Source organism: Colwellia marinimaniae (assembly GCF_002207865.1).
In the GTDB taxonomy this organism is placed as follows: Bacteria; Pseudomonadota; Gammaproteobacteria; order Enterobacterales; family Alteromonadaceae; genus Colwellia; species Colwellia marinimaniae.
On the sequence record NZ_BDQM01000009.1, the window covers coordinates 1 to 20840 of the forward strand.

Genomic DNA, 20840 nt, shown 5'->3' on the forward strand with positions numbered 1-20840 from the left:
TCAGTGGTATATCAACAACTATCATAAAAATTAGCTTTCATTACCGCGTGTTTATAATGATATTGTTGCTCAGGTATACCCAACATACTCAGTGGTATATCAACAACTATCATAAAAATTAACTTTCATTACCGCGTGTTTATAATGATATTGTTGCTCAGGTATGTCCAACAATATCAGTGGTATATCAACAACTATCATAAAAATTAGCTTTCATTACCGCGTGTTTATAATGATATTGTTGCTCAGGTATACCCAACATACTCAGTGGTATATCAACAACTATCATAAAAATTAACTTTCATTACCGCGTGTTTATAATGATATTGTTGCTCAGGTATGTCCAACAATATCAGTGGTATATCAACAACTATCATAAAAATTAGCTTTCATTAGCGCGTGTTTATAATTATATTGTTACTCAGCTATGTCCAACAATATCATTGGTATATCAACAACTATCATAAAAAATAGAGCTAATGCTTTAGCTCAGCTAGCCTAGATCTAAAACTAAAAAGCACCTTTACTGATAATATCAGTAAAGGTGCTTTTTATTGCTTGTTAGTTATCTTACGCGAGTAGCTAAAGCCAACCGAGTACATCTCTCATCACCGACCAGCGCGGCTTTTTCGCTTTAGGATTTTGACCTAAAATCCAATAATCATAAACTTGCTGCTGAAAACCATTTTCTTTTTTCAGTTTCAGCCAGGTATTCATATACTGTAAATAATCTAACTGACCTTGCGGCAGTACAAAGGCAACCGGAGCTCTAAGGCGTAAACCTTTTGGTATAACGGCGGAAAAATTAGGGTATAACATTGCCCAAGCAGATCCTGCCTCGGTCGAGTAAATTAAGGCATCAACCTCTTTATAGCGACCTTTTAGAAATTGTCTAACGTTATTAACCACGGTTAACTTGGCGTTGGGTATATATTCTTTAACCATATCTTGGTAATACTTACTGCTGCCGACACCTAGGTTTAGATTCGTCATTGCTTGAATATTGTAAAGATCGGAAAACTCATCACGCCTAGCGTCACTCACTAATAAGCCGGCCGTGCGGAAAGTATAAGAATCGGTAAAGGTCACTGTTAAGGCACGTTTTGGTGTTATTGCATGACCACCAATAGTGATATCAACACTACCATCGGCCAATAGCTTGGCTTCATCAGCTTTATCTTTAATAAGAATTAAGGCCAGATTGACCTCAAGATCTTTAGCAAATTGATTGAGTAGCTCGACATCAAAGCCGACCATCTGGTTATCTTTATTTCTAAAAGCATAAGGCAAGCTGGCATGGTAATAACCAATACGAATACTTTTACGGGCCATAATTATTTCAAGGCGCGGCTGCTGTTGCTCAAAATATCCCAAAGGCGTAAGTTCTTTATATTGTTCTATTTTAGCACTGCTATTCATCGACTTCATTGCTTCAAACGTTTGTACACCTTCATATTGATAGGGGATCAATGATTTCAAAATAAAGCCAGCAGCAATCATCACGCCAAAGGTTACCGCTAAATGCACACCTATGGCTTGCATCATTCTATGCCATTTAAGTTTTTTCAATACTGCGGAAGCGACCAATAGGGTAACGACAAAACCATGCAGTGCCGCTAGGCCTGTAGCAAAACGAGCAGTCACTACACTGCCTAATAAATACAGTTGGAATTGATCGGCGGGTAAGTCAAAAAAGTCGAGTAAAAAGGGAATAGCGACCGCCATGCTACCAAAAGCGGTTAAGGCGCCCATAATAACAAAAGAAATATAGTCATCAAAACCTAAGGGTGAACCGACATACCAAGCTGAAAATAAGATAAAACCTAGGCCCAATAATGTCCCGGAACTGGGGAAACTGTAGGCGGTAGGTACTAGTACATCAACAGTTGAGTATGTTTCTTCACAATCCATACCATGTTTAGCCAACAGCTCTTTACTGCGCTCAATTATCATCGGCAAGACGACTAATACCGTACCGGTCGCTAATGCTGTTATCACGGCTTCACCTGCCGTTGATAATATTTCACGGTAGGAAAATGGCGTTGCCCAATGAATTATCAGTGGTAACAAGACGAAAGCCAGTAAGGCCGCAGCGGTAATATATACCCATAAAAACACTTGCAAGCGGCCAAGTTCTTCAACCTCAAGCGTACCCGCGGCAGAGGCTGAAATAGCAAAAATTCCTAAGGGCGCTAATTTAGCGATATAAGAAGCTACTTTCATTAAGCTGTCACCAATATTGGTGGTTAAGGTTAGTAGTGTTTCCTTATTTTTAACTTGAATAAGTGCGACGCCCATTAATAATGAGAATAATACGACGGCAGGTACAATAGTTTCTGATAACGAAGCGAAAATATTGCTAGGAATATAAAGTTTAACAAAATTAAAAACTTCGGGCTCAGCTATCATACTGGTACTGAAAAACCCTGCGGTTTGCCAGTTCGGATAAGCTAAGGGCAGTAATAATAAGGTAGCCATAACAGACAGCCACAAGATGATTATTACTTTCACCGCGCGTAAACCAATTCGGCTAGCCATAGTGCTGTCTAAGCGACCAAGACCGCCAATGATCGAAACCAGTACATAAGGTAAAACAGTCATTTGCAATAAGCGAATATAAACATCGCCAATGACTTCCAAGTGTTCGGCTGGCTCGCCAACAAAAATCCCCGTTGATATACCGAGTATTAAGGCAATGATAACCCGTTGAAAAGGGCTGATTTTTTTGTATAGTCTGGCTAGTAGCATTTTGTCTCCGCACTAAAATAGGCCAAAGGCTTAATTTTCATAGCGGGTATTATCGCTTTTCTTCTAGGTTATTCAAGTTTAATAAGGCTGTGATAACAAAGTTATGTTTAAGTTGCCATATAAGCAAAAAAACACCCATTCTAATACCTCAGAGTAAGCTGAGTTGTTGATAATAGTTAATAACGGTTAAATAATCGCGATAAAGACGTTCAGGGGTAAAACTATTAAAACCAAGCTCGGTAATTTCAGGCATAAACACTGCCTGTAATTCAGCCTCTGGGTTTATTAATAATATGCTTAGCCCATGGCTAACCTGATATAACGGCCCGCTTTGAGAGGCTGAAATTGCCCTTGGGCGAGTGATCTCAACCTTAATACCTAAGCTTTGTTGAAAGTTTTGGTCATCTGCTGATGTTTTGGCACGAACGGCAATAAACTTATCTGAAAAATAATGAATATATTGACTAAGTATTGCTTGGGAGTCTCTATCTGGGTCAATGGTATAAAAAATAAATTGAGTTTCTGGCTTATCATGGCTTGCGCTGAGTAAGTCAGCAAGCTGGGTTAAGGTGAATAAAGTTGTTGGGCAAATATCAGGGCACTGAGTATAACCATAAGTAATAAAGTGCCACTTTCCTTTGAAATAGTCCTGATTAATAGCCTGGCCCAGATGGTTAGTTAATTGAACGTTTGTTAATAGTTGTGCATCATTTAGGATAATCCCTTGTATCTTAGGCAGGTCAATATTGGTCTGATAATGTGTATTAGTGGTTAAACGATAAACAAATATCGTGAATACCATGACAACTAAAATAGGCAGTAATATTAAGGCTTGTTGCCAATTTGACTTATTCCTAGACTTGGTCTTCATGTTTTTTTTATCACCAGTAAACTACAAGACGATCGAGTAATAAAGCAATAAAAAGCGCAATTAAATAATAAATTGAAACATAAAATGTTTTTAAGGCTAATTGATTATCTACGGCCACTTTAAATTGAATGGCATAATAGCTAAACCATAGGCCAAGGGGCACAGCTAAGGATAAATAAAGCTCACCAGAGTAGTGAAAAAAGTACGGTAATAAACTGGCAATAATGGTTGCTAAGGTATAAATAACAATACAAGTCTTGGTATGGTTAACCCCTTTAATTACCGGCAACATCGGGACATTAGCGCGTCGATAATCCTCAAGCCGGTCTATTGCTAAAGGCCAAAAATGAGCGGGCGTCCACAAAAATATAATCAAGGTCAATAATAATGGTTCCAGTGCAATGCTATTGGTGATGCTTGTCCAGCCTAACAAAGGTGGGATAGCGCCAGCAAAGCCACCGTAAACAATATTTTGAGGTGTTTTATGCTTTAAAAAACAAGTATATATCAAGGCATAGCCTATAAAACCAATTAAGGTAAGTAATGCAGTTAACAGATTGATATAATTTAACAATAAAAACATTGAGCTAGAGACCAAGCTAGCGGCAAAAAACAGCGCCTGTTTATTGCTAATGCGTTGCTTAACTAGAGGTCGCCATTGAGTTCTTTGCATTTTTGCATCAATGTTAACATCGACGACATGATTAATTACTGCAGCGGCACTCGCGGCAAAACCTATGGCGATAGTTGCGATTACTATCAACTTAAGGTCAAAGTTCTGAGCACTAGCCAAATACATACCAACCATAGCGGTGATTAATATCATCAACACCACTTTCGGCTTACATAAGGCGATATAATCTCGCCAACTAGCTAATTGAGACACTGGCAACTCGGGGGTAGCATTGTTATTCATTTGTGCTCCTTATCAGCAATGCGCTAACATCAAGGATTAAAAAACGAAATAATTCGGCCGATAAAAACATAATCAGCTTCACTCGACATCAGGGCAATAAAAATTAAAATAGCAATGGGTGGTAAAAATAATAATAATTTAACTGCCGTACGCTCCCATGCTAAGTGCATAAATACCATGATAATTAAGCCAGCCTTTAATAGCATGAAAACTAAAATAAGAGTCCATCTGAGCACGCCTTGAAATTGAAAGTAATCAACCATATATGAACAGGCACTTAGGACAAAAAGTAATAGCCATACTTTCAGATACATACTGATAGGGTGCTGTTTAGGCTGTGAAGTAACTGTTTTTATTTTGGTGTTTTCTTTCATCAGCTTAGCCTCACCATAAATAGAAAAATGCAAAAATGAATACCCAAACTAAATCAACAAAATGCCAATATAATCCAGTAATTTCAACAATGTGATAACCTTTCTGGTCGTACTTTCCTTGATATACTCGTTTGGCAATCACGGTAAGATAAATAACACCAGCACTGACATGTAAGCCATGGAAACCGGTGATCATAAAAAATGCCGCGCCAAATTGATTGGCACCCATGGGATTTCCCCAAGGGCGTATGCCTTCTTCTACTATTAATTTGGTCCATTCAAAGGCTTGCATGCCAATAAAACTGGCACCTAATAATGCGGTTGCTAGCATTAAATAGACGGTTTTTTGCTTATTTCCTTGATAGGCATAATTAACCGCCATGGCCATAGTGCCGCTACTAGTGATTAAAATGAAGGTCATAATGGCGATTAAGACCAAGGGAATGTGATGGCCAGCAATAGTTAACGCAAAAACTTCACTTGGGTTTGGCCAAACAGCGGTTACCGTCATGCGTACACTCATATAGCTGGTAAGAAAAATACTAAAGATAAAGGTATCGCTTAATAAGAATATCCACATCATCAACTTGCCCCAGGGCATATCAAAAGACTGCTTATCAGCGTTCCAATCATTGGCGACACTTTGCCAGGACGAGGTATTGTTTGTTTCATGGTCTTTTTTATGGTCATCGTTAGGCATAAATTCTCCCTAGAAACCGCAAATTGAAGCAATAGTTTTAAAGGTATCAGCATCACTGGTTAATAAAAAAAATAAAAATAACCAAATAAAAAATAAATAGTGCCAATACCGCGCACACAACTTCAGACGGGAAACTAGCTGTTGGTAAGAGCGGTTAACAGCAAAGAGTAAAATACAACGCATGAATACCAATATGCCGCCAATGATATGTAAGGCATGTACGCCAGTAAGTAAAAAATAATAGCTGTTAGCGGGATTGGTAGTGATATAAAAGCCAGACTGATTCAGTTGTAGCCACACTTGAATTTGGCCACTGATAAAAAGTAAAGTAAACAATGTTGTTGCTGCTAATGAAATCATGATGGCAGAGAGGCTCTGCCGTTCAGCAAATTTTTTCGCTAACATAATACTAATACTTGCCAATAGTAGATAAGCACTGTTTTGCCATAAAATTTCTGCATTGGTAAACGGCAACCATGGCTCTCCCGATAAGGCCTGAAAATCAAAAGATTGTGTACGTTGCAAAAAAGTGACGGTAAATAAGAAAAATATCACCGTGATCACCGCCAATAAAAAGTGTAAGGCAGTACTGGCGGCTTTTTCTTTATTAAGTAAACCAGTGGCTTGGCTAGTTTGTTGTTCAAACTCGACTGGTAACCAAGGTTTAACTCGCAATGATTTAAGAATTTGCATTATTTATCCCTCTGGTTATTATTTTTATCATCAGTTAGATATTCAACGTCTCTAGGGGCGACATTTTGAGGAATAAAGTCATCTTTAACTTTAGGCACACTATAATCGTATGCCCAACGATAAACCTGAGGTAATTGTTTGCCCCAATTACCATGCCCAGGAGGAAATTGCGCCGTTTGCCATTCCAGTGATGTTGCTTGCCAAGGGTTCCGTCCTGATTTTTTGCCTTTAAAGGTACTCCAGATGAGATTAAAAATAAAAACCACTTGCACTAAACCAACGATAATGGCTGACACGGTAATACCCGCATTAAGCGTCTGGGCGGACTCAGGAATAAAGTCTGTCTCGCCCATGGCATAATAACGTCGAGGTACGCCTAAAAACCCTAAATAATGCATGGGTAGGTAGATAGCATAAGTACCTAAAAATGTGCCCCAAAAGTGAAACTTGCCCAGCTTATTATTTAAAAATCGTCCAGTTAAGAGTGGGAACCAATGATAAATGGCAGCAAACAATACCATTATGGGTGAAACCCCCATGACCATATGAAAATGAGCCACAACAAAAAAGGTGTCTGACAAAGGTAAATCTATGATGACATTACCTAACATCAGTCCAGTTAAACCACCATGAGTGAAGGTGAAAATAAAACCTATGGCAAATAACATCGGCACGGTCAGGTGGATATTTCCGCGCCATAAAGTTAATAGCCAGTTATAAACTTTTAAAGCGGTTGGAATAGCAATAATAAGTGTGGTGGTGGCAAAGAAAAAGCCAAAATACGGGTTCATGCCGCTAACATACATATGGTGTGCCCAAACAACAAAACTTAAACCACCAATGGCAATAATGGCCCAAACCATCATGCGGTAACCAAAAATATTTTTTCGAGCGTGTACGGATATTACGTCAGATACCATACCAAAAGCAGGTAAAGCCACTATGTATACTTCTGGGTGGCCAAAAAACCAAAATAAGTGTTGAAACAATATTGGGCTGCCGCCGCTATGCTCTAATGTTTGCCCTAACGATAAAATGGCGGGCATAAAAAAGCTGGTACCAACTACCTTGTCAAAAATCATCATGATGGCACTAACTAATAAGGCTGGAAAAGCTAACAGTCCCAAAATTGTCGCCACAAAAATACCCCAAAGTGTTAAGGGCATGCGCATTAAGGTCATGCCCTTGGTTCTCGCCTGTAAGATGGTGGTGACATAATTTAGTCCACCCATGGTAAAAGCGACAATAAAAATTGCCAGTGAGATAAGCATTAACAAAATACCAGCACCTGAACCTGGCGTACCACTTAAAATGGCTTGCGGAGGATACAAGGTCCAACCAGCACCCGTGGGACCGCCACTAACAAAAAAACTGGCGAGTAATACCAACACGGACAGCAGATAGATCCAGTAACTGAGCATATTCAAGAAGGGGAAGACCATATCTCTTGCCCCGATCATAAGTGGGATCAAATAGTTACCAAAACCGCCTAACAACAATGCGGTTAATAAGTAAATCACCATGATCATGCCATGCATAGTGACAAACTGCAGATAAGACGAGGGATCAATAAATGAAAATTCATTCGGAAAACCAAGTTGCAAGCGCATCATGCCGGACAATACTAATGCCACCAGACCTACCGCTATTGCCGTGATCGAATATTGCACGGCGATAACTTTATGGTCTTGACTCCAAATGTACTTGCTCATGAACGTGGTAGGATGACTGGATTCATCCACTTGATCCGCAATCGCTACATTTTCCATTTTTGTCACATCATGCTCCTAAAGTCTTTCCGCAGTAAGTTCATTTCACGTTAGGTAGTGAATTGATATAACTCACTACATCAATAACCGCTTGTTGGTCATGTAATATTTTGGACATCAACACCATTTGATTACCATAAAGGTCAGCTGGGTGTGTCCCCCTAATGCCCTGTTGATAAGCGTTGATTTGTCGTTTCAAATACCAAGCGTGTTGACCCGCTAATTTGGGCGCGTTCATGGCATAATGTCCTTGAGCATGTTCACCATGGCAATAGGCGCAGTTTTTATAAAGCGACTTGCCTTTAATGGCATCGCCGCCAGTCACTAGCGTATTTTCACTAGATGTTTTTTCAAAAGGACTTTTTTTTGTAGGAATTAAGGCACTAAGGTAAGCGCTAACGTCGGTAATCGCTTTATTATCGGCTAATAAAACCGACATGGCGGCCATTTGTTGGCCATATAGGTCGGCACTATTTTGGCCTCTAATTTTTTCTTTGAAATAATGTAATTGCCTCTGCAGATACCAACGGCTTAAACCCGCCACTTTAGGCGCTCCCATGGCTTCATTGCCTTGACCATTGATGCCGTGACACGCAGCACAACCAGCATAAAGTTGTTTACCTAGCGCTATATTTGCGCTGTCACGAGTTAATGTCTGAGTAAAGGTAGGTAAACTGGCCAGCCAAGTTTGATAATCACTGGCTGAGTCGACTTTAATAAAACCCCGCATGGTAAAATGCGCAATACCACAGAGCTCTTCACACAGTAGTTCGTAGCGTCCTAGTTTGGTCGGGGTAAACCAGACATTAGTAATGGCACCAGGGACTAAATCCATTTTTACTCGAAATTGCGGCACGGCAAAATTGTGTAAAACATCTTTTGAGCGTAATAAAACTTTGACCGGTTGATCAATAAGCAGATGCAATTCATTGCTGTTTACCAGTAAATCATCAGAGCCATTAATATCATTTACATCAAGTCCAAACGGGTTGTCTTCAGTGATTAACTTGATTGCCGTTTTTCCTAACTTGCCATCCTTGCCCGGTAGTCGATAACTCCAATGCCATTGTTGACCAACAGCTTCAACGATTTCGCTATTTTCAGGCACAGTAATAAATTCCCCCCAGACAACCAGCCCAGGAGCTAACATTGCGGCAACACCAATAGTCGTAACAACAGTCAGCCAAGCTTCTAGTTTGCTATTTTCTGGCTCGTAGTCGGCGCGCCTATCTTTATTATGACGATATTTAATAATAACAAAGGCGAGGAATAGATTTACTGCGACAAAGACAGTACCAACAACCCAAAGAGAAATATTAATGGTGTCATCAATAGCTTGCCAGTTTGATGCCAAAGGAGTGAACCACCAAGGGCTGACAAAATGAAAAATTAATGTTGCTATAACTAATAAAATAATAACAATGGCTATCGTCATAACGCACCCTAATATAAGTTGCAGTACTCGATAGCAATAACTTAATTGATAAAATGCTGAGGTGAATGAGTGAAGAGAAATAATAATTAAATTTATTGTCGCGCTTTAGGGTAAAACCAAACTAAGCTAACATTCTTTTTGTAAAAACTGTTGCACTCATATACACAGTAATCATAGTTAATTATCGATCTGCTCAATTATTAACATAGACTAATTTTGATAAAGTAGCGAAATGTAGCACAACTTAACCTTGCACAAGTTAGCGACAACAGCTGAATGATTTCTCTAGCTCCTCACTATATATTTTACCTATAACAGTTAGAAATAATAAGCTTGGTCATATTGTTAAGATAAAATGATAACGCGAGACTAAGTAAACTGAGCTTAGGCATAGCGTAAAAATAAAACAGGTTAGCTTAGGCGTTTTGCTAATATTTAGTACTAGCTTGATAAGAACTTTTAAAATACCGACCAGCATAAAAACCTTATAGCATAATTGTATAAGGTTTTTATTTTAAGTAAGTGCGATAACGTGACCGTTAGGGCATAACTTTCATAAAGCGTTTGAAGTTATCTTGTGCTCGAATAACCCAATTAGGGGTAGACTCGCCAAAGCCTGAAGCACCAACGTTGGGATGTGTTTTCATGACGTTAGCTAAGGCCAGTTCTTGGCGAGGTTCAACATCAACAAACAAGATATGTTTACCGTTATGCAGCATTTCTTGAAAACGTTTAAAGTTTACATTAGGTTGCTGAATACCGATAAAACCACCTTCCCAAGTACAAAAACCTAAGATAATGATTGCTAGAAATATAAAGGGTACCCAACCAGCTGCTGATAGATGCCAGTTTAACAGATAGGTAAGCAGGATAATGGCACCGGCAGCTATTACGCCAATTAGCGCACCTAATTCGGTTGAATGCACTACGTCTTGTTTTAACACCGCAGCAACTTCATGCAGATGATGATTTTCAACCTCAGTATCATTTTCACTTAATACATGAATTTGTGGCTCGCTAAAACCTTGTTGCTCTAATTCATGTTCAACTTCTTCCAACTCATCAAGATCATTGGAAACAAAATAATGTCTCAACATAATAAACCTCACTTAATAAATTTGTATGTTAATGCTCCTTATATCAGGTCAATCTATTGAGTGACCTCATGGTTTATTCTTATAAAGCTAAGTATAGCAAAGTCTCAAAACATCAAGGACTCGACTACATAGTTGCCACAAAGTGAAAATATTAGCTATATTATTCAGAAGGACAATATTGAAATATCATAAATTGTGATGCTTTCCGCTAGCTTATAAGAGAGTGAATGGTGCCGACTGCCGGAATCGAACTGCTGCACTTTTTGAATTACTGATTCGAACAGTGGACTAGTTGTCACTTCAAGTTAAGTAAATTATGGGCAATAAAAAGGCTCTGTTGTAGTTTAGTGTTGCTGAGTAAACAAGCGAGACACGTACACGCTCTTTGACATCCTGTCACCGCGATATACCGTCCGTCCTGAACATAATCCCGTCCATGGGGCTTTACACAAGCATCAGGACAATATGCTCCTTGCATTGTCTAATAAAGTACATCCTGTACCTTCATGCTTGTGAAGCTCGCTTTATCACTTCAGCAATACTCACCATAAAATCATAGAGTTACAATGTAGACAACAGTATTATGGAACAGAGCCATAAAAAAGCCTCAATACTAATGTCTAAACATAAGTGCTGAGGCTTATTACATTCTCAAAGAGAATAAATGGTGCCGACTGCCAAAGTGGAACTGCTGGGGCTATATGAGTTACTGATTCAATCAGTAGTACAACTAGATAAACCCCAGACGAAAAAAAACCTTAACATTGCTGTTAAGGTTTCGTTTCTTCCTTGCGGAATAAATGGTGCCGACTGCCGGAGTGGAACTGCTGGGCTTATATGATGTACTGATTCAATCAGTAGGCTAGTTGTCACTTCAAGCCGAATAAATTACAGGCAATAAAAAAGGCTATGTCTGAGTAAATTGTTGCAAAGGAACCATACTTAATTTATGTGTGAATAACTTCCAAGGTGACACTCATGAATGAACAACAATTTACTCCTTTTTTACAGCAGCTTACATTGTTATCGCCGAGTCAGCGACAACGACTTCATCAGAGACTAGGACAGACTGAATTATCGGCAGAAGAAGTCTTATCAGTTCAGGCAACTTTGCAACGATGTCCTCACTGTCAATCAACGTTATTAAAACCATGGGGATCAAGCCATGGACTGCCCCGTTATCGGTGTGCAATCTGTCAAAAAACATGTAATCCATTAACTAAAACGCCACTGGCTAGATTACGCCAATGCGATAAGTGGCTAACCTATGCTCAAACATTAATTGATGGGTTGAGTATTAGAAAAGCAGCCAAATTATGCGGTGTTGATAAGAACACAGCATTTCTTTGGCGTCACCGGTTTCTAGAAATCGCTAACACGCATCAAGCGTTGGATGAAGAAGGGATTGTTGAAGCTGATGAAACCTTTTATCTTGAGTCGTTTAAAGGTCAACGCAACTTACCGCGGCCACCAAGAAAGCGTGGAGGAGTGGGTAAAACCAGATGAACCAGCGATGATCAAATTCCTGTGCTAGTCGTCAGGGATAGACATAAATCTACCGCGACAGTGATCTTAGCAAAGGTTGATGCCCAGCATGTGGCTGCGGTTTTAACCCCTCTTGTTGATAAAGATGCAGTACTTTGCACTGATGGTGCAGCAGTATATTCCGCATTTTGTAAAACTAAAGGGATCAAACATGAGGTGATCCCTACTAAAGGCCCGAGAACGCGAGGCGCATTTCATATTCAAAACGTCAATGCATTTGATAGCAGGCTTAAAGGGTGGATGAAACGGTTTCACGGTGTTGCAACCAAGTATTTGGGGAATTACTTAGGATGGAGAAGAATGCTAGAACGTTATTCTCATATAAGCCCAGAGATTTGCTTATTTGAAGCTGTTGGACGAATGCCACAACAGCTACTTCAGACATAGCCATAAAAAAGGCTCTGTTGTAGTTTAGTGTTGCTGAGTAAACAAGCGAGACACGTAAACCCATCCTTGGGGCTCTACACAAGCATCCATGCTTGTGAAGCTCGCTTTATCACTTCAGCAATACTCACCATAAAATCATAGAGTTACAATGTAGACAACAGTATTATGGAACAGAGCCATAAAAAAGCCTCAATACTAATGTCTAAACATAAGTGCTGAGGCTTATTACATTCTCAAAGAGAATAAATGGTGCCGACTGCCAAAGTGGAACTGCTGGGGCTATATGAGTTACTGATTCAATCAGTAGTACAACTAGATAAACCCCAGACGAAAAAAAACCTTAACATTGCTGTTAAGGTTTCGTTTCTTCCTTGCGGAATAAATGGTGCCGACTGCCGGAGTGGAACTGCTGGGCTTATATGATGTACTGATTCAATCAGTAGGCTAGTTGTTAAATTACAGGCAATAAAAAAGCCTCAACATAAATGCTGAGGCTTATTACATTCTCAAAGAGAATAAATGGTGCCGACTGCCGGAATCGAACTGGCGACCTACTGATTACAAGTCAGTTGCTCTACCAACTGAGCTAAGTCGGCACACAAAACTGTGTGCAGTATTTAAGCCTATTAAAAATGAGCTTGAATACTCTGGCACCGAAGTATTACTTAATATTATAATTAAATAATAGATGAGCAGTACTTCTGTAAAATGGTGCCCCGACCCGGATTTGAACCAGGGACACGAGGATTTTCAATCCTCTGCTCTACCAACTGAGCTATCGGGGCTTAACATGTTTAACTTGGCTTTCATTCACTGCCTCGTTAAGACGGGGCGTATTAAACTGTTTTTCCTTTATCCCGTCAACTGTTTTTTACTAAGTTTTTTATAAAAAGTGTTTGTTTGCTGTTTTTTACAGCACATCTGTTTTTTGTGCAGTTTTTGTAAGCGTTAACGAGTTATAAAATAGGCAGCGCAATAGTTAACTATGTTTATTTACTCGGTGGTACATAACCTTCAATTTCTGGTTCTTTACCTTCAAATAGGTAGGCAACCATAGCTGATTCTAAAAAAGCACGATCGTCAGCATTCATCATATTCATTTTTTTCTCATTAATGATCATGGTTTGCTTCTTTTGCCAGATTTTCCAAGCTTCTTTAGAAATGTTATCGAAAATGCGTTTACCTATTTCACCGGGGTAAAGTTGAAAACCTAGACCTTCGCCTTCTTTTTTTAGGCTTTGACAAAATACTGTACGACTCATAATGGCTTCTCTTCTCTTTATTAGGTAAATATTAGGTAAGTAGATAGTTAATTTAGCTGATAGCTAATTGCTAACTCTTAATTACTAAGTAGGGTTAGTAGTTTTTGTGTAGCAGCCGCTAAGCCGACACTTAATTCTTGGTGTAAATCATACCACTTTTGCTGATTAGGTTCGTTTATTTCTACTGCATCAAGTTGCTGGCAGTCCACGACCACAGGGGTAATATCTAAATGAAAGTGACTAAAAGTATGCCTAAACTCTGTTAGGGTTTGTGATGAAAGCGCTTTAAGTGACAAACTCGCCATTAAATCATCAATTTCATTTAACTCATCTACTTCATGAAAACACCATAAGCCGCCCCAAATACCCACAGGTGGGCGCTTTTCCATTAACACCTTATCACAGCGTTCATTTTGTATTCTAGGAATGACCATGATGGTTCTTTTCTCAGGAATTTTTTTCTTAGGTTTTTTCTGAGGAAAATTCATTTGCTGCTCACCAGCCTTGGCCAAACAGCTTTGTTCAACAGGGCAAAGCTCACAACTGGGTTTACTGCGTGTACATACCGTTGCACCTAGATCCATCATTGCTTGGTTGAAGCTGTCGGTTTCGATGCTAGGGGTTAATTGCTCGCTTAATAACCACAAGGCTTTATCGAATTTACTTAAACCGTTATAGCCCTCAACTAAATAGCTACGGGCAAGTACTCGTTTAACATTACCATCTAAAATAGGATGATGTTGCTTTAGGGATAAGCTTAAAATGGCGCCAGCGGTTGAACGACCAATGCCCGGCAAGGCAATAACTTGCTCAATTTCTATCGGAAAATGTCCGGAAAAATCATTGACGATAATTTTTGCGGCTTTATGTAAATTACGCGCTCTGGCGTAATAGCCTAAGCCGGTCCAATGATGTAGCACTACATCATCATCGGCATTGGCTAAGTCAGTAATGGTCGGAAAACTTGCCATAAAACGTTGGTAGTATGGGATAACTGTCGTAACTTGGGTTTGTTGTAACATTATCTCAGAAATCCACACACGATATGGGGTTTTATCTTGTTGCCAAGGGAAATGCTTTCGACCTTGTTGGTGATACCAACTGACAACTTGCTGGCCAAATTTTTCAGCTGATTCGGCTGATATTGCTATAGGATAATTCATAGCGCGCAGTGTAACTAAATAATGTGCTGAGCTCAAATAGGCAAATTCGCATCTTGATGGACTTGGGTATATAATATCGCCTTTAAAATTCGCTCTGTTAAAAAATTGGCATAGCGCTAGGCAAAAATAAGGCTTTATTATGAAAGTTACCGCAAAAAATCGTAGTCGACGTATCCGTAAAAAAATGCGTGTTGATGAGTTTCAAGAATTTGGCTTTGATGTTGCTTGGCAATTAAAAGAAGGCATAAACGGTGATGAGCTTGATGCCTTTATCGATAAGTTTTTTGCCGAGGCTATCCAACCAAATGGTTTAGGTTTTGGCGGTGAAGGTGATACTTTATGGCATGGCCTGATTTGTACACAAGCACTAGGCTCTTGTACGGATGAAAACCGTACTGCGGTTGAAAAATGGCTAACTGATAACGGCGCTACATCAGTAGCAGTTAGCGAGCTATACGATGTTTGGTGGGCTGAATAGTCTTATTCGTTATAAATGATTTTTATACAGCATTGTCGGCGTTATTCATTACCATTACTTATGTCCCATAAGCGCAGGCACTGAATATCTTGACGGCTTTGTCTAAAAGACATTTATTTAGAATAACGAACTAACTTTATATAGCTACATCCCGTTAAATGTTATTAGTAGCCTAAGTAATTGATAAAAACTAAGTTTTGCTGATGTGAAAAAACAAGCTTCACCAACATGACGCTACAGGATGTAGCTTATTAGACAATGCATGGAGCATATTGTCCTGATGTTGGTGTAGAGCGGCCATGGATGGCTTCATAGCGTCTTGTTGTTCGCTTAGCAACACTTATGACCAACAGAGTCTTTTTTGATAAAGAAAACTTATGACTGAAAAAAACGAAAAAACACATAAAACCATAGAGCAGGCCGAGCAAGAAGGTAAGTACATTCGTAAAGTTCGTAGTTTTGTTAAACGCGAAGGTCGCTTAACAAAAAATCAACAACGTTCGATTGACGATCATTGGCAAGATATGGGTCTCAACCATAGTGATGGTCTTATTGATAGCCAAGTAGTATTTGCTAATGCTAACCCTGTGGTTTTAGAGATTGGTTTTGGTATGGGGAAGTCTTTAGTTGAAATGGCTCAAGCAGCACCAGAAACAAACTTTATTGGCATTGAAGTACATAAGCCAGGTGTCGGCGCTTGTATTTCATCGGCCATTGCCGCTGGGGTTAGTAATTTAAAAATTTTTGACCATGATGCTATTGATATTTTAGCGGACTGTATTCCAGACGGAACTTTAACAACGGTGCAATTATTTTTTCCTGATCCATGGCATAAGAAAAAGCACCATAAACGCCGCATTGTTTCTGCTGAGTTTGTTGAAACTATCCGACAAAAATTAAAAGTCGGTGGTGTCTTTCATATGGCGACCGATTGGGAAAATTATGCAGAATGTATGTTAGCAGATATGCAAAGTGCTCAAGGTTATAACAATGTGTCTGCATCAAATGATTATGTACCACGTCCTGAATCTCGCCCGTTAACTAAATTTGAAAACCGTGGTCAACGACTAGGGCATGGTGTTTGGGATTTACAATTTGCTAAAAAGGCTTAAGTTTTATCAGTTAAACCTTTGTCCATTTAGCTTGCTTGGTCTTCGTTTTGACTAGGAGATGGTAAGTATTGGCGCTCAATGAAAAATAAGTGTTGAGCGTTACGTAAATTTCCGCTGTCGATTAACCATTGTTGGTCAATGATTTCACGTGCTAAAGCAGCATGCAATATGCGGCTTTTATATTGAGTCCAATAAAGTAATGTTGCTGCTTGATGGCAATCATTGTTAGGTTGCTGCTCAGTGCGGGTTATTGCTAACTCTGCAATAATATTAGCAATAACTTTAGCTTTTAACTCGCTATCAATATGTTGCTTAAAGCGAGTAAACCTTTTGGCTTTAACTAATTGCCACATTAACCAAACCAAAGACAGTAACGCCAGTATGGCGATAATTTCCATGTGTTTTTCCTGTTTAAATAATGATGGCTATCATAGCATCTCCGCTTAGCTATTTACCTAGTCAACTAGATAAAAAGAATGATAAAGAGGTTGCACTTAGTTACACTGTTATTAATTTAATAACAGACGGGTTTTTTTCAATGAGCAGAGTTTTTATATTTCTTTGTGTTTTATTCTTAAGTGGTTGTGTAACACCAAGCCAAGCCTATCAAGTAAAAGAAAATTCAATCCAAAAATTATATAAGAAGGTCAACCCTTCAGTAGTTGAGTTACATGTGCAGTCATTAGCTGACCCCAAAATTGGTCAGGTGGCCTATAAAGCACAAACTGCTAATTCTTTGGGTTCAGGTGCTTTAGTTAGTCGCGAAGGTCGAATTTTAACTGCTGCGCATGTTGTTGATAAAGCCACTTCAATTGAAGTGATATTTTCTGACGGTACCAAAACTACTGGCCATGTTGTTTGGGTAGAGCCATTAATTGATTTAGCCATGATTCAAGCCGGCAAGGTACCTAGTACAGCAAAGCCATTGAAATTAGCTAAAGCTAACGATTATCAAATTGGTGAGCAAGTTATTGTTATTGGCGCGCCTTTTGGTGTTAGTCATAGTTTATCTGTTGGTTATTTAAGTGGTATTCGTGATGGTAGTGCCATACCGGGTAGCACCTTAGTACCACGCTTATTGCAAACCGATGCCTCAATTAACCAAGGTAACTCGGGTGGACCAATGTTTAACCTCAATGGTGAAATAATTGGCATTGTTAGCCATATCTTGTCAAAAAGTGGTGGCAGTAATGGCCTCGGCTTTGTTATCTCTGTTGATACCATACGTCATATAATTGATAGCGATCCAGGTACATTCTCTGGTTTTATTCCGCTGTTACTGAATAAAAAACAGTCTTACGTTCTTAATAACGCCGCTGGGCATGGTATGTTAATTCAACATGTTATTCCTGGTACTTTAGCAGATAAACTCGGTTTTAAAGGCGGTAGCATGAGTGTAGTTATGGGTCGTAACCCTATTTTACTTGGTGGTGATATACTACTGGAAGTGGCCGGTCGTGCTATAACTGATTTGGCCTCAGTGGTGAAAATTAAGAAGCACCTTGCTAGCTTTGAAAAAGGCGATAGAGTGACTTTTAAATATTTACGTAATGGCCAAGTGAAAGAAATACACTGGCTCGTTGATTAATCTTCATTCAATAGTTATTAGCTTGTTATGGCTAAATAATAGCTAGCGTTTTTGATTTAAAAAAAACTAAAATTAAAACGACAGATAAGCTCCCTGGCGTTTTTTAGCTAATTTAAACGCTAAAGTACATTTTTTAATGGTGTTCTATTAATGACTCTTTATAATGGTCGCTAATATTGTTCGGAAGCATTTTATGAATATAGTATATAAAACAAGAACGCAGCTAGTGGTTGAAACTCTTCGAGAGAAAATTCTTAGCGGTGAATTAAAGGCGGGTGAGTCACTGCGTCAAGCAGCGTTGGCGACCGACTTAAATGTCAGCCGTATTCCTGTCAGGGAGGCGCTACTGCAACTTGAAGGTGAAGGCCTAGTTATCTTTGAACCGCATAAAGGTGCAACAGTAACAATGCTTAATGCTAAACATGCTGATGAACTTTTTGAATTACGATCTATGCTTGAAGGGCATTTATTAGCGGCATCATTACCGTTATTAACCCGTGAGAAATTAACGGAAGCGGGTGATATTTTAGCGGAATTAGATAGAGCACTTGGTAAAGAAAATGCTGCTAATACCTGGAGTGAGCTTAATTCACGTTATCACAACTGTTTATATTCAGCAGCTAAACTTCCACAAACACAAGATTTAGTCAATATTTTAAATAAAAATGCAGATAGGTACATACGTATGCATTTATTGTGGGCAGGTGGTATTTCAAAAGCGGGACCTGAGCACAACCAGTTACTCTCCTATTGTAAAACAGGTGATATAGATAAAGCTGTTGCGGTATTAAAACACCATATTTTAAGTTCTAAAGATGAAATTGTAGCCTTTTTAGAGCAACGCGAAGCAGCAGGCAGCTAATTTAGCTCAGAGACGCAGTTTGTTTGCTTATTTTTGTGGTAAAAGTAAGCAAATATTGACTTTTACCCTCTATATTTATAGTATTCCCGCCCCTTAAAATCACAGAAAACTTGCTTGTTTTTGTCTATGCTTAGTATTGATTAAGTGTAAATGAAATCGGCTCGCCAATTCGAATGCGCAATATTTTTCATCTCGGTGTTAGGTCTTGCGTTAAACCCAATGAGATAAAAATGTTTGAATTACACGCCAGTAAAGTGTCCAACCTGAAAAATGATGTGTTATCGGGACTAACCGTCGCTCTAGCACTAGTGCCTGAAGCGATAGCTTTTGCCTTTGTTGCCGGTGTTGGCCCGTTAGTTGGTTTATATGCCGCCTTTATAGTCGGTTTGATTACCGCCGTGTTTGGTGGTCGCCCGGGAATGATCTCTGGTGCAACGGGTGCTATGGCTGTGGTTATGGTGAGTTTAGTTGCCACTTATGGTATTGACTATTTATTTGCCACGGTAGTACTCACCGGTATTTTACAAATATTGGCCGGGGTATTTAAGATGGGTAAGTTTATCCGCCTGGTGCCGCATCCGGTAATGCTTGGTTTTGTTAATGGTTTAGCCATTGTTATCTTTTTAGCACAACTTAGCCAATTTAAAGTCACCAATGCTGCTGGTGAGCTTGAATGGATGCAGGGTGCGCCACTGTATACCATGCTTGGATTAATTCTTTTAACCATGGCGGTTATTCATTTCTTTCCTAAATTAACGAAAGCCGTACCTTCTACCTTGGTGGCTATTGTCGCGGTTTCTTTCTTAGTGTTTGGACTTGGACTTGATACTAAGCTGGTCGGTGATGTTGCCTCTATTGCGGGTGGTTTACCAACATTCTCAATTCCACAAGTACCTTTTTCTCTTGAAACGTTAAAAATAATTTTCCCGTTTGCTATCGTCCTTGCGGCAATTGGTTTAATTGAATCTTTATTAACCCTGACCTTAATTGATGAATTGACGGGCACACGTGGCCGTAGTAATAAAGAATGTATTGCTCAGGGCGCCGCGAATACTGTGACTGGCTTCTTCGGTGGTATGGGGGGCTGTGCCATGATAGGACAGTCTATGATCAACGTGAATTCTGGTGGTCGTGGTCGAGCATCGGGTATTACCGCTGCGTTAGCGTTGCTAGGTTTTATCTTATTTGCCTCGGGTTTAATTGAGCAAATACCCTTAGCGGTACTTGTTGGGGTCATGTTCATTGTTGTTATTGGTACCTTTGAATGGTCAAGTTTGCGTATTTTAGGCAAGGTGCCTAAAGCCGATGCTTTTGTGCTCATCTTGGTTTCAGCGGTCACCGTTTATTCAGATCTAGCGATAGCCGTTATAGTAGGTGTTATTGTCTCCGCACTCGTTTTTGCTTGGGAACATGCCAAACATATAACGGTTACCCGAAGTGTCGATGAAAACGCCTCAACGGTATATGAAGTTAACGGGCCAATATTTTTTGGTTCAATTGCTAACTTCCTTGAGCAATTTAGTCCAGAGAAAGACAGTGACGATGTTATTGTTGACTTTAAAAATGCCCGGGTTGTTGATCACTCGGCCATAGAAGCCATTGATACTTTAGCTGAGCGATATTTGTCGCGTAACAAAACCATGCATTTAAAACACTTAAACCAAGAGTGTAAGCAATTGCTAGATAAAGCCGGTAAGTTAGTTGAGCTTAACGTAATTGAAGACCCTGATTATCATATCGTTAGTGATAAGTTGGCTTAGTCGTTAAATTGTCTCCTTAGGGGGCAACAGCCACTAGCTGTTATAAAAAATGCGCTGATAAGTTATACTTAACTTATCGC

General features: G+C 39.4%; 17 protein-coding genes, 2 tRNA genes and 1 pseudogene. 6 read left to right on the forward strand and 14 right to left on the reverse strand.

Annotated features, from left to right (window positions below):
* Window positions 1–582: 582 nt before the first annotated feature.
* From MTCD1_RS07240 to MTCD1_RS07280, 9 genes are all read right to left on the reverse strand, one after another.
* Complete coding sequence (locus MTCD1_RS07240) at window positions 583–2748, reverse strand: cation:dicarboxylate symporter family transporter (RefSeq protein ID WP_057181981.1); 2166 nt, start codon at window positions 2746–2748, stop codon at window positions 583–585.
* Window positions 2749–2896: 148 nt separating this feature from the next.
* Window positions 2897–3619, reverse strand: coding sequence for an SCO family protein (locus tag MTCD1_RS07245; protein WP_057181979.1), 723 nt, complete (start codon window positions 3617–3619; stop codon window positions 2897–2899).
* 10 nt (window positions 3620–3629) lie between these two features.
* Window positions 3630–4535: a heme o synthase gene (locus MTCD1_RS07250; RefSeq protein WP_057181977.1), complete on the reverse strand. Its 906-nt coding sequence runs from the start codon at window positions 4533–4535 to the stop codon at window positions 3630–3632.
* A 29-nt stretch (window positions 4536–4564) separates the two neighbouring features.
* Window positions 4565–4909: a cytochrome C oxidase subunit IV family protein gene (locus MTCD1_RS07255; protein WP_057182123.1), complete on the reverse strand. Its 345-nt coding sequence runs from the start codon at window positions 4907–4909 to the stop codon at window positions 4565–4567.
* Window positions 4910–4919: 10 nt separating this feature from the next.
* Window positions 4920–5609 carry a heme-copper oxidase subunit III family protein gene (locus MTCD1_RS07260; RefSeq protein WP_057181975.1) on the reverse strand — a complete coding sequence of 230 codons (690 nt, stop codon included), beginning with the start codon at window positions 5607–5609 and terminating at the stop codon, window positions 4920–4922.
* Window positions 5610–5618: 9 nt separating this feature from the next.
* Window positions 5619–6302: a cytochrome c oxidase subunit 3 gene (locus MTCD1_RS07265; protein WP_057181973.1), complete on the reverse strand. Its 684-nt coding sequence runs from the start codon at window positions 6300–6302 to the stop codon at window positions 5619–5621.
* Window positions 6302–8071, reverse strand: coding sequence for a cytochrome c oxidase subunit I (locus MTCD1_RS07270; protein WP_057181971.1), 1770 nt, complete (start codon window positions 8069–8071; stop codon window positions 6302–6304). The genes MTCD1_RS07265 and MTCD1_RS07270 overlap by 1 nt, the downstream gene beginning before the upstream one ends.
* A 40-nt stretch (window positions 8072–8111) precedes the next feature.
* The gene (locus tag MTCD1_RS07275; RefSeq protein WP_057181969.1) at window positions 8112–9506 is read right to left on the reverse strand and encodes a c-type cytochrome; all 1395 of its coding nucleotides are present in this window, start codon (window positions 9504–9506) and stop codon (window positions 8112–8114) included.
* A 539-nt stretch (window positions 9507–10045) separates the two neighbouring features.
* Window positions 10046–10603: a hypothetical protein gene (locus MTCD1_RS07280; RefSeq protein ID WP_057181967.1), complete on the reverse strand. Its 558-nt coding sequence runs from the start codon at window positions 10601–10603 to the stop codon at window positions 10046–10048.
* A gap of 978 nt (window positions 10604–11581) precedes the next feature.
* On the opposite strand from MTCD1_RS07280, the pseudogene MTCD1_RS07285 reads away from it, so the two are divergent.
* Window positions 11582–12535, forward strand: a pseudogene (locus MTCD1_RS07285) (IS1595 family transposase).
* A gap of 520 nt (window positions 12536–13055) precedes the next feature.
* Here the strand turns inward: MTCD1_RS07285 and MTCD1_RS07290 are convergent.
* The 4 genes from MTCD1_RS07290 to mutY all read right to left on the reverse strand — a co-directional run bounded on the left by MTCD1_RS07290 (window position 13056) and on the right by mutY (window position 14960).
* Window positions 13056–13131: transfer RNA gene (locus tag MTCD1_RS07290), tRNA-Thr, on the reverse strand.
* A 113-nt stretch (window positions 13132–13244) separates the two neighbouring features.
* A tRNA-Phe gene (locus tag MTCD1_RS07295) sits at window positions 13245–13320 on the reverse strand.
* A gap of 204 nt (window positions 13321–13524) precedes the next feature.
* On the reverse strand, window positions 13525–13797 hold the full coding sequence (locus MTCD1_RS07300; RefSeq protein ID WP_057181965.1) for an oxidative damage protection protein: 273 nt from the start codon (window positions 13795–13797) through the stop codon (window positions 13525–13527).
* A 77-nt stretch (window positions 13798–13874) separates the two neighbouring features.
* Complete coding sequence (mutY, locus tag MTCD1_RS07305) at window positions 13875–14960, reverse strand: A/G-specific adenine glycosylase (RefSeq protein ID WP_057181963.1); 1086 nt, start codon at window positions 14958–14960, stop codon at window positions 13875–13877.
* 139 nt (window positions 14961–15099) lie between these two features.
* Between mutY and MTCD1_RS07310 the strand changes: the two genes are divergently transcribed.
* Both MTCD1_RS07310 and trmB read left to right on the forward strand, forming a co-directional pair.
* Window positions 15100–15438, forward strand: coding sequence for a YggL family protein (locus MTCD1_RS07310; protein WP_057181961.1), 339 nt, complete (start codon window positions 15100–15102; stop codon window positions 15436–15438).
* A 377-nt stretch (window positions 15439–15815) separates the two neighbouring features.
* Complete coding sequence (gene trmB, locus MTCD1_RS07315; protein WP_057181959.1) at window positions 15816–16550, forward strand: tRNA (guanosine(46)-N7)-methyltransferase TrmB; 735 nt, start codon at window positions 15816–15818, stop codon at window positions 16548–16550.
* A 26-nt stretch (window positions 16551–16576) separates the two neighbouring features.
* Here the strand turns inward: trmB and MTCD1_RS07320 are convergent, their stop codons facing one another.
* Window positions 16577–16948, reverse strand: a complete 372-nt coding sequence (locus tag MTCD1_RS07320) for a hypothetical protein (RefSeq protein WP_057181958.1) — start codon at window positions 16946–16948, stop codon at window positions 16577–16579.
* Between the two features lie 140 nt (window positions 16949–17088).
* Here MTCD1_RS07320 and MTCD1_RS07325 point away from each other — a divergent pair, with 140 nt between their 5' ends.
* From MTCD1_RS07325 to MTCD1_RS07335, 3 genes are all read left to right on the forward strand, one after another.
* Window positions 17089–18138: a S1C family serine protease gene (locus MTCD1_RS07325; RefSeq protein WP_057182121.1), complete on the forward strand. Its 1050-nt coding sequence runs from the start codon at window positions 17089–17091 to the stop codon at window positions 18136–18138.
* Window positions 18139–18331: 193 nt separating this feature from the next.
* Window positions 18332–19000 (forward strand): GntR family transcriptional regulator, encoded by a 669-nt coding sequence (locus tag MTCD1_RS07330; protein WP_057181956.1) that lies wholly within the window; start codon window positions 18332–18334, stop codon window positions 18998–19000.
* Window positions 19001–19230: 230 nt separating this feature from the next.
* Window positions 19231–20760, forward strand: a complete 1530-nt coding sequence (locus tag MTCD1_RS07335; protein WP_057181954.1) for a SulP family inorganic anion transporter — start codon at window positions 19231–19233, stop codon at window positions 20758–20760.
* Window positions 20761–20840: the final 80 nt, after the last annotated feature.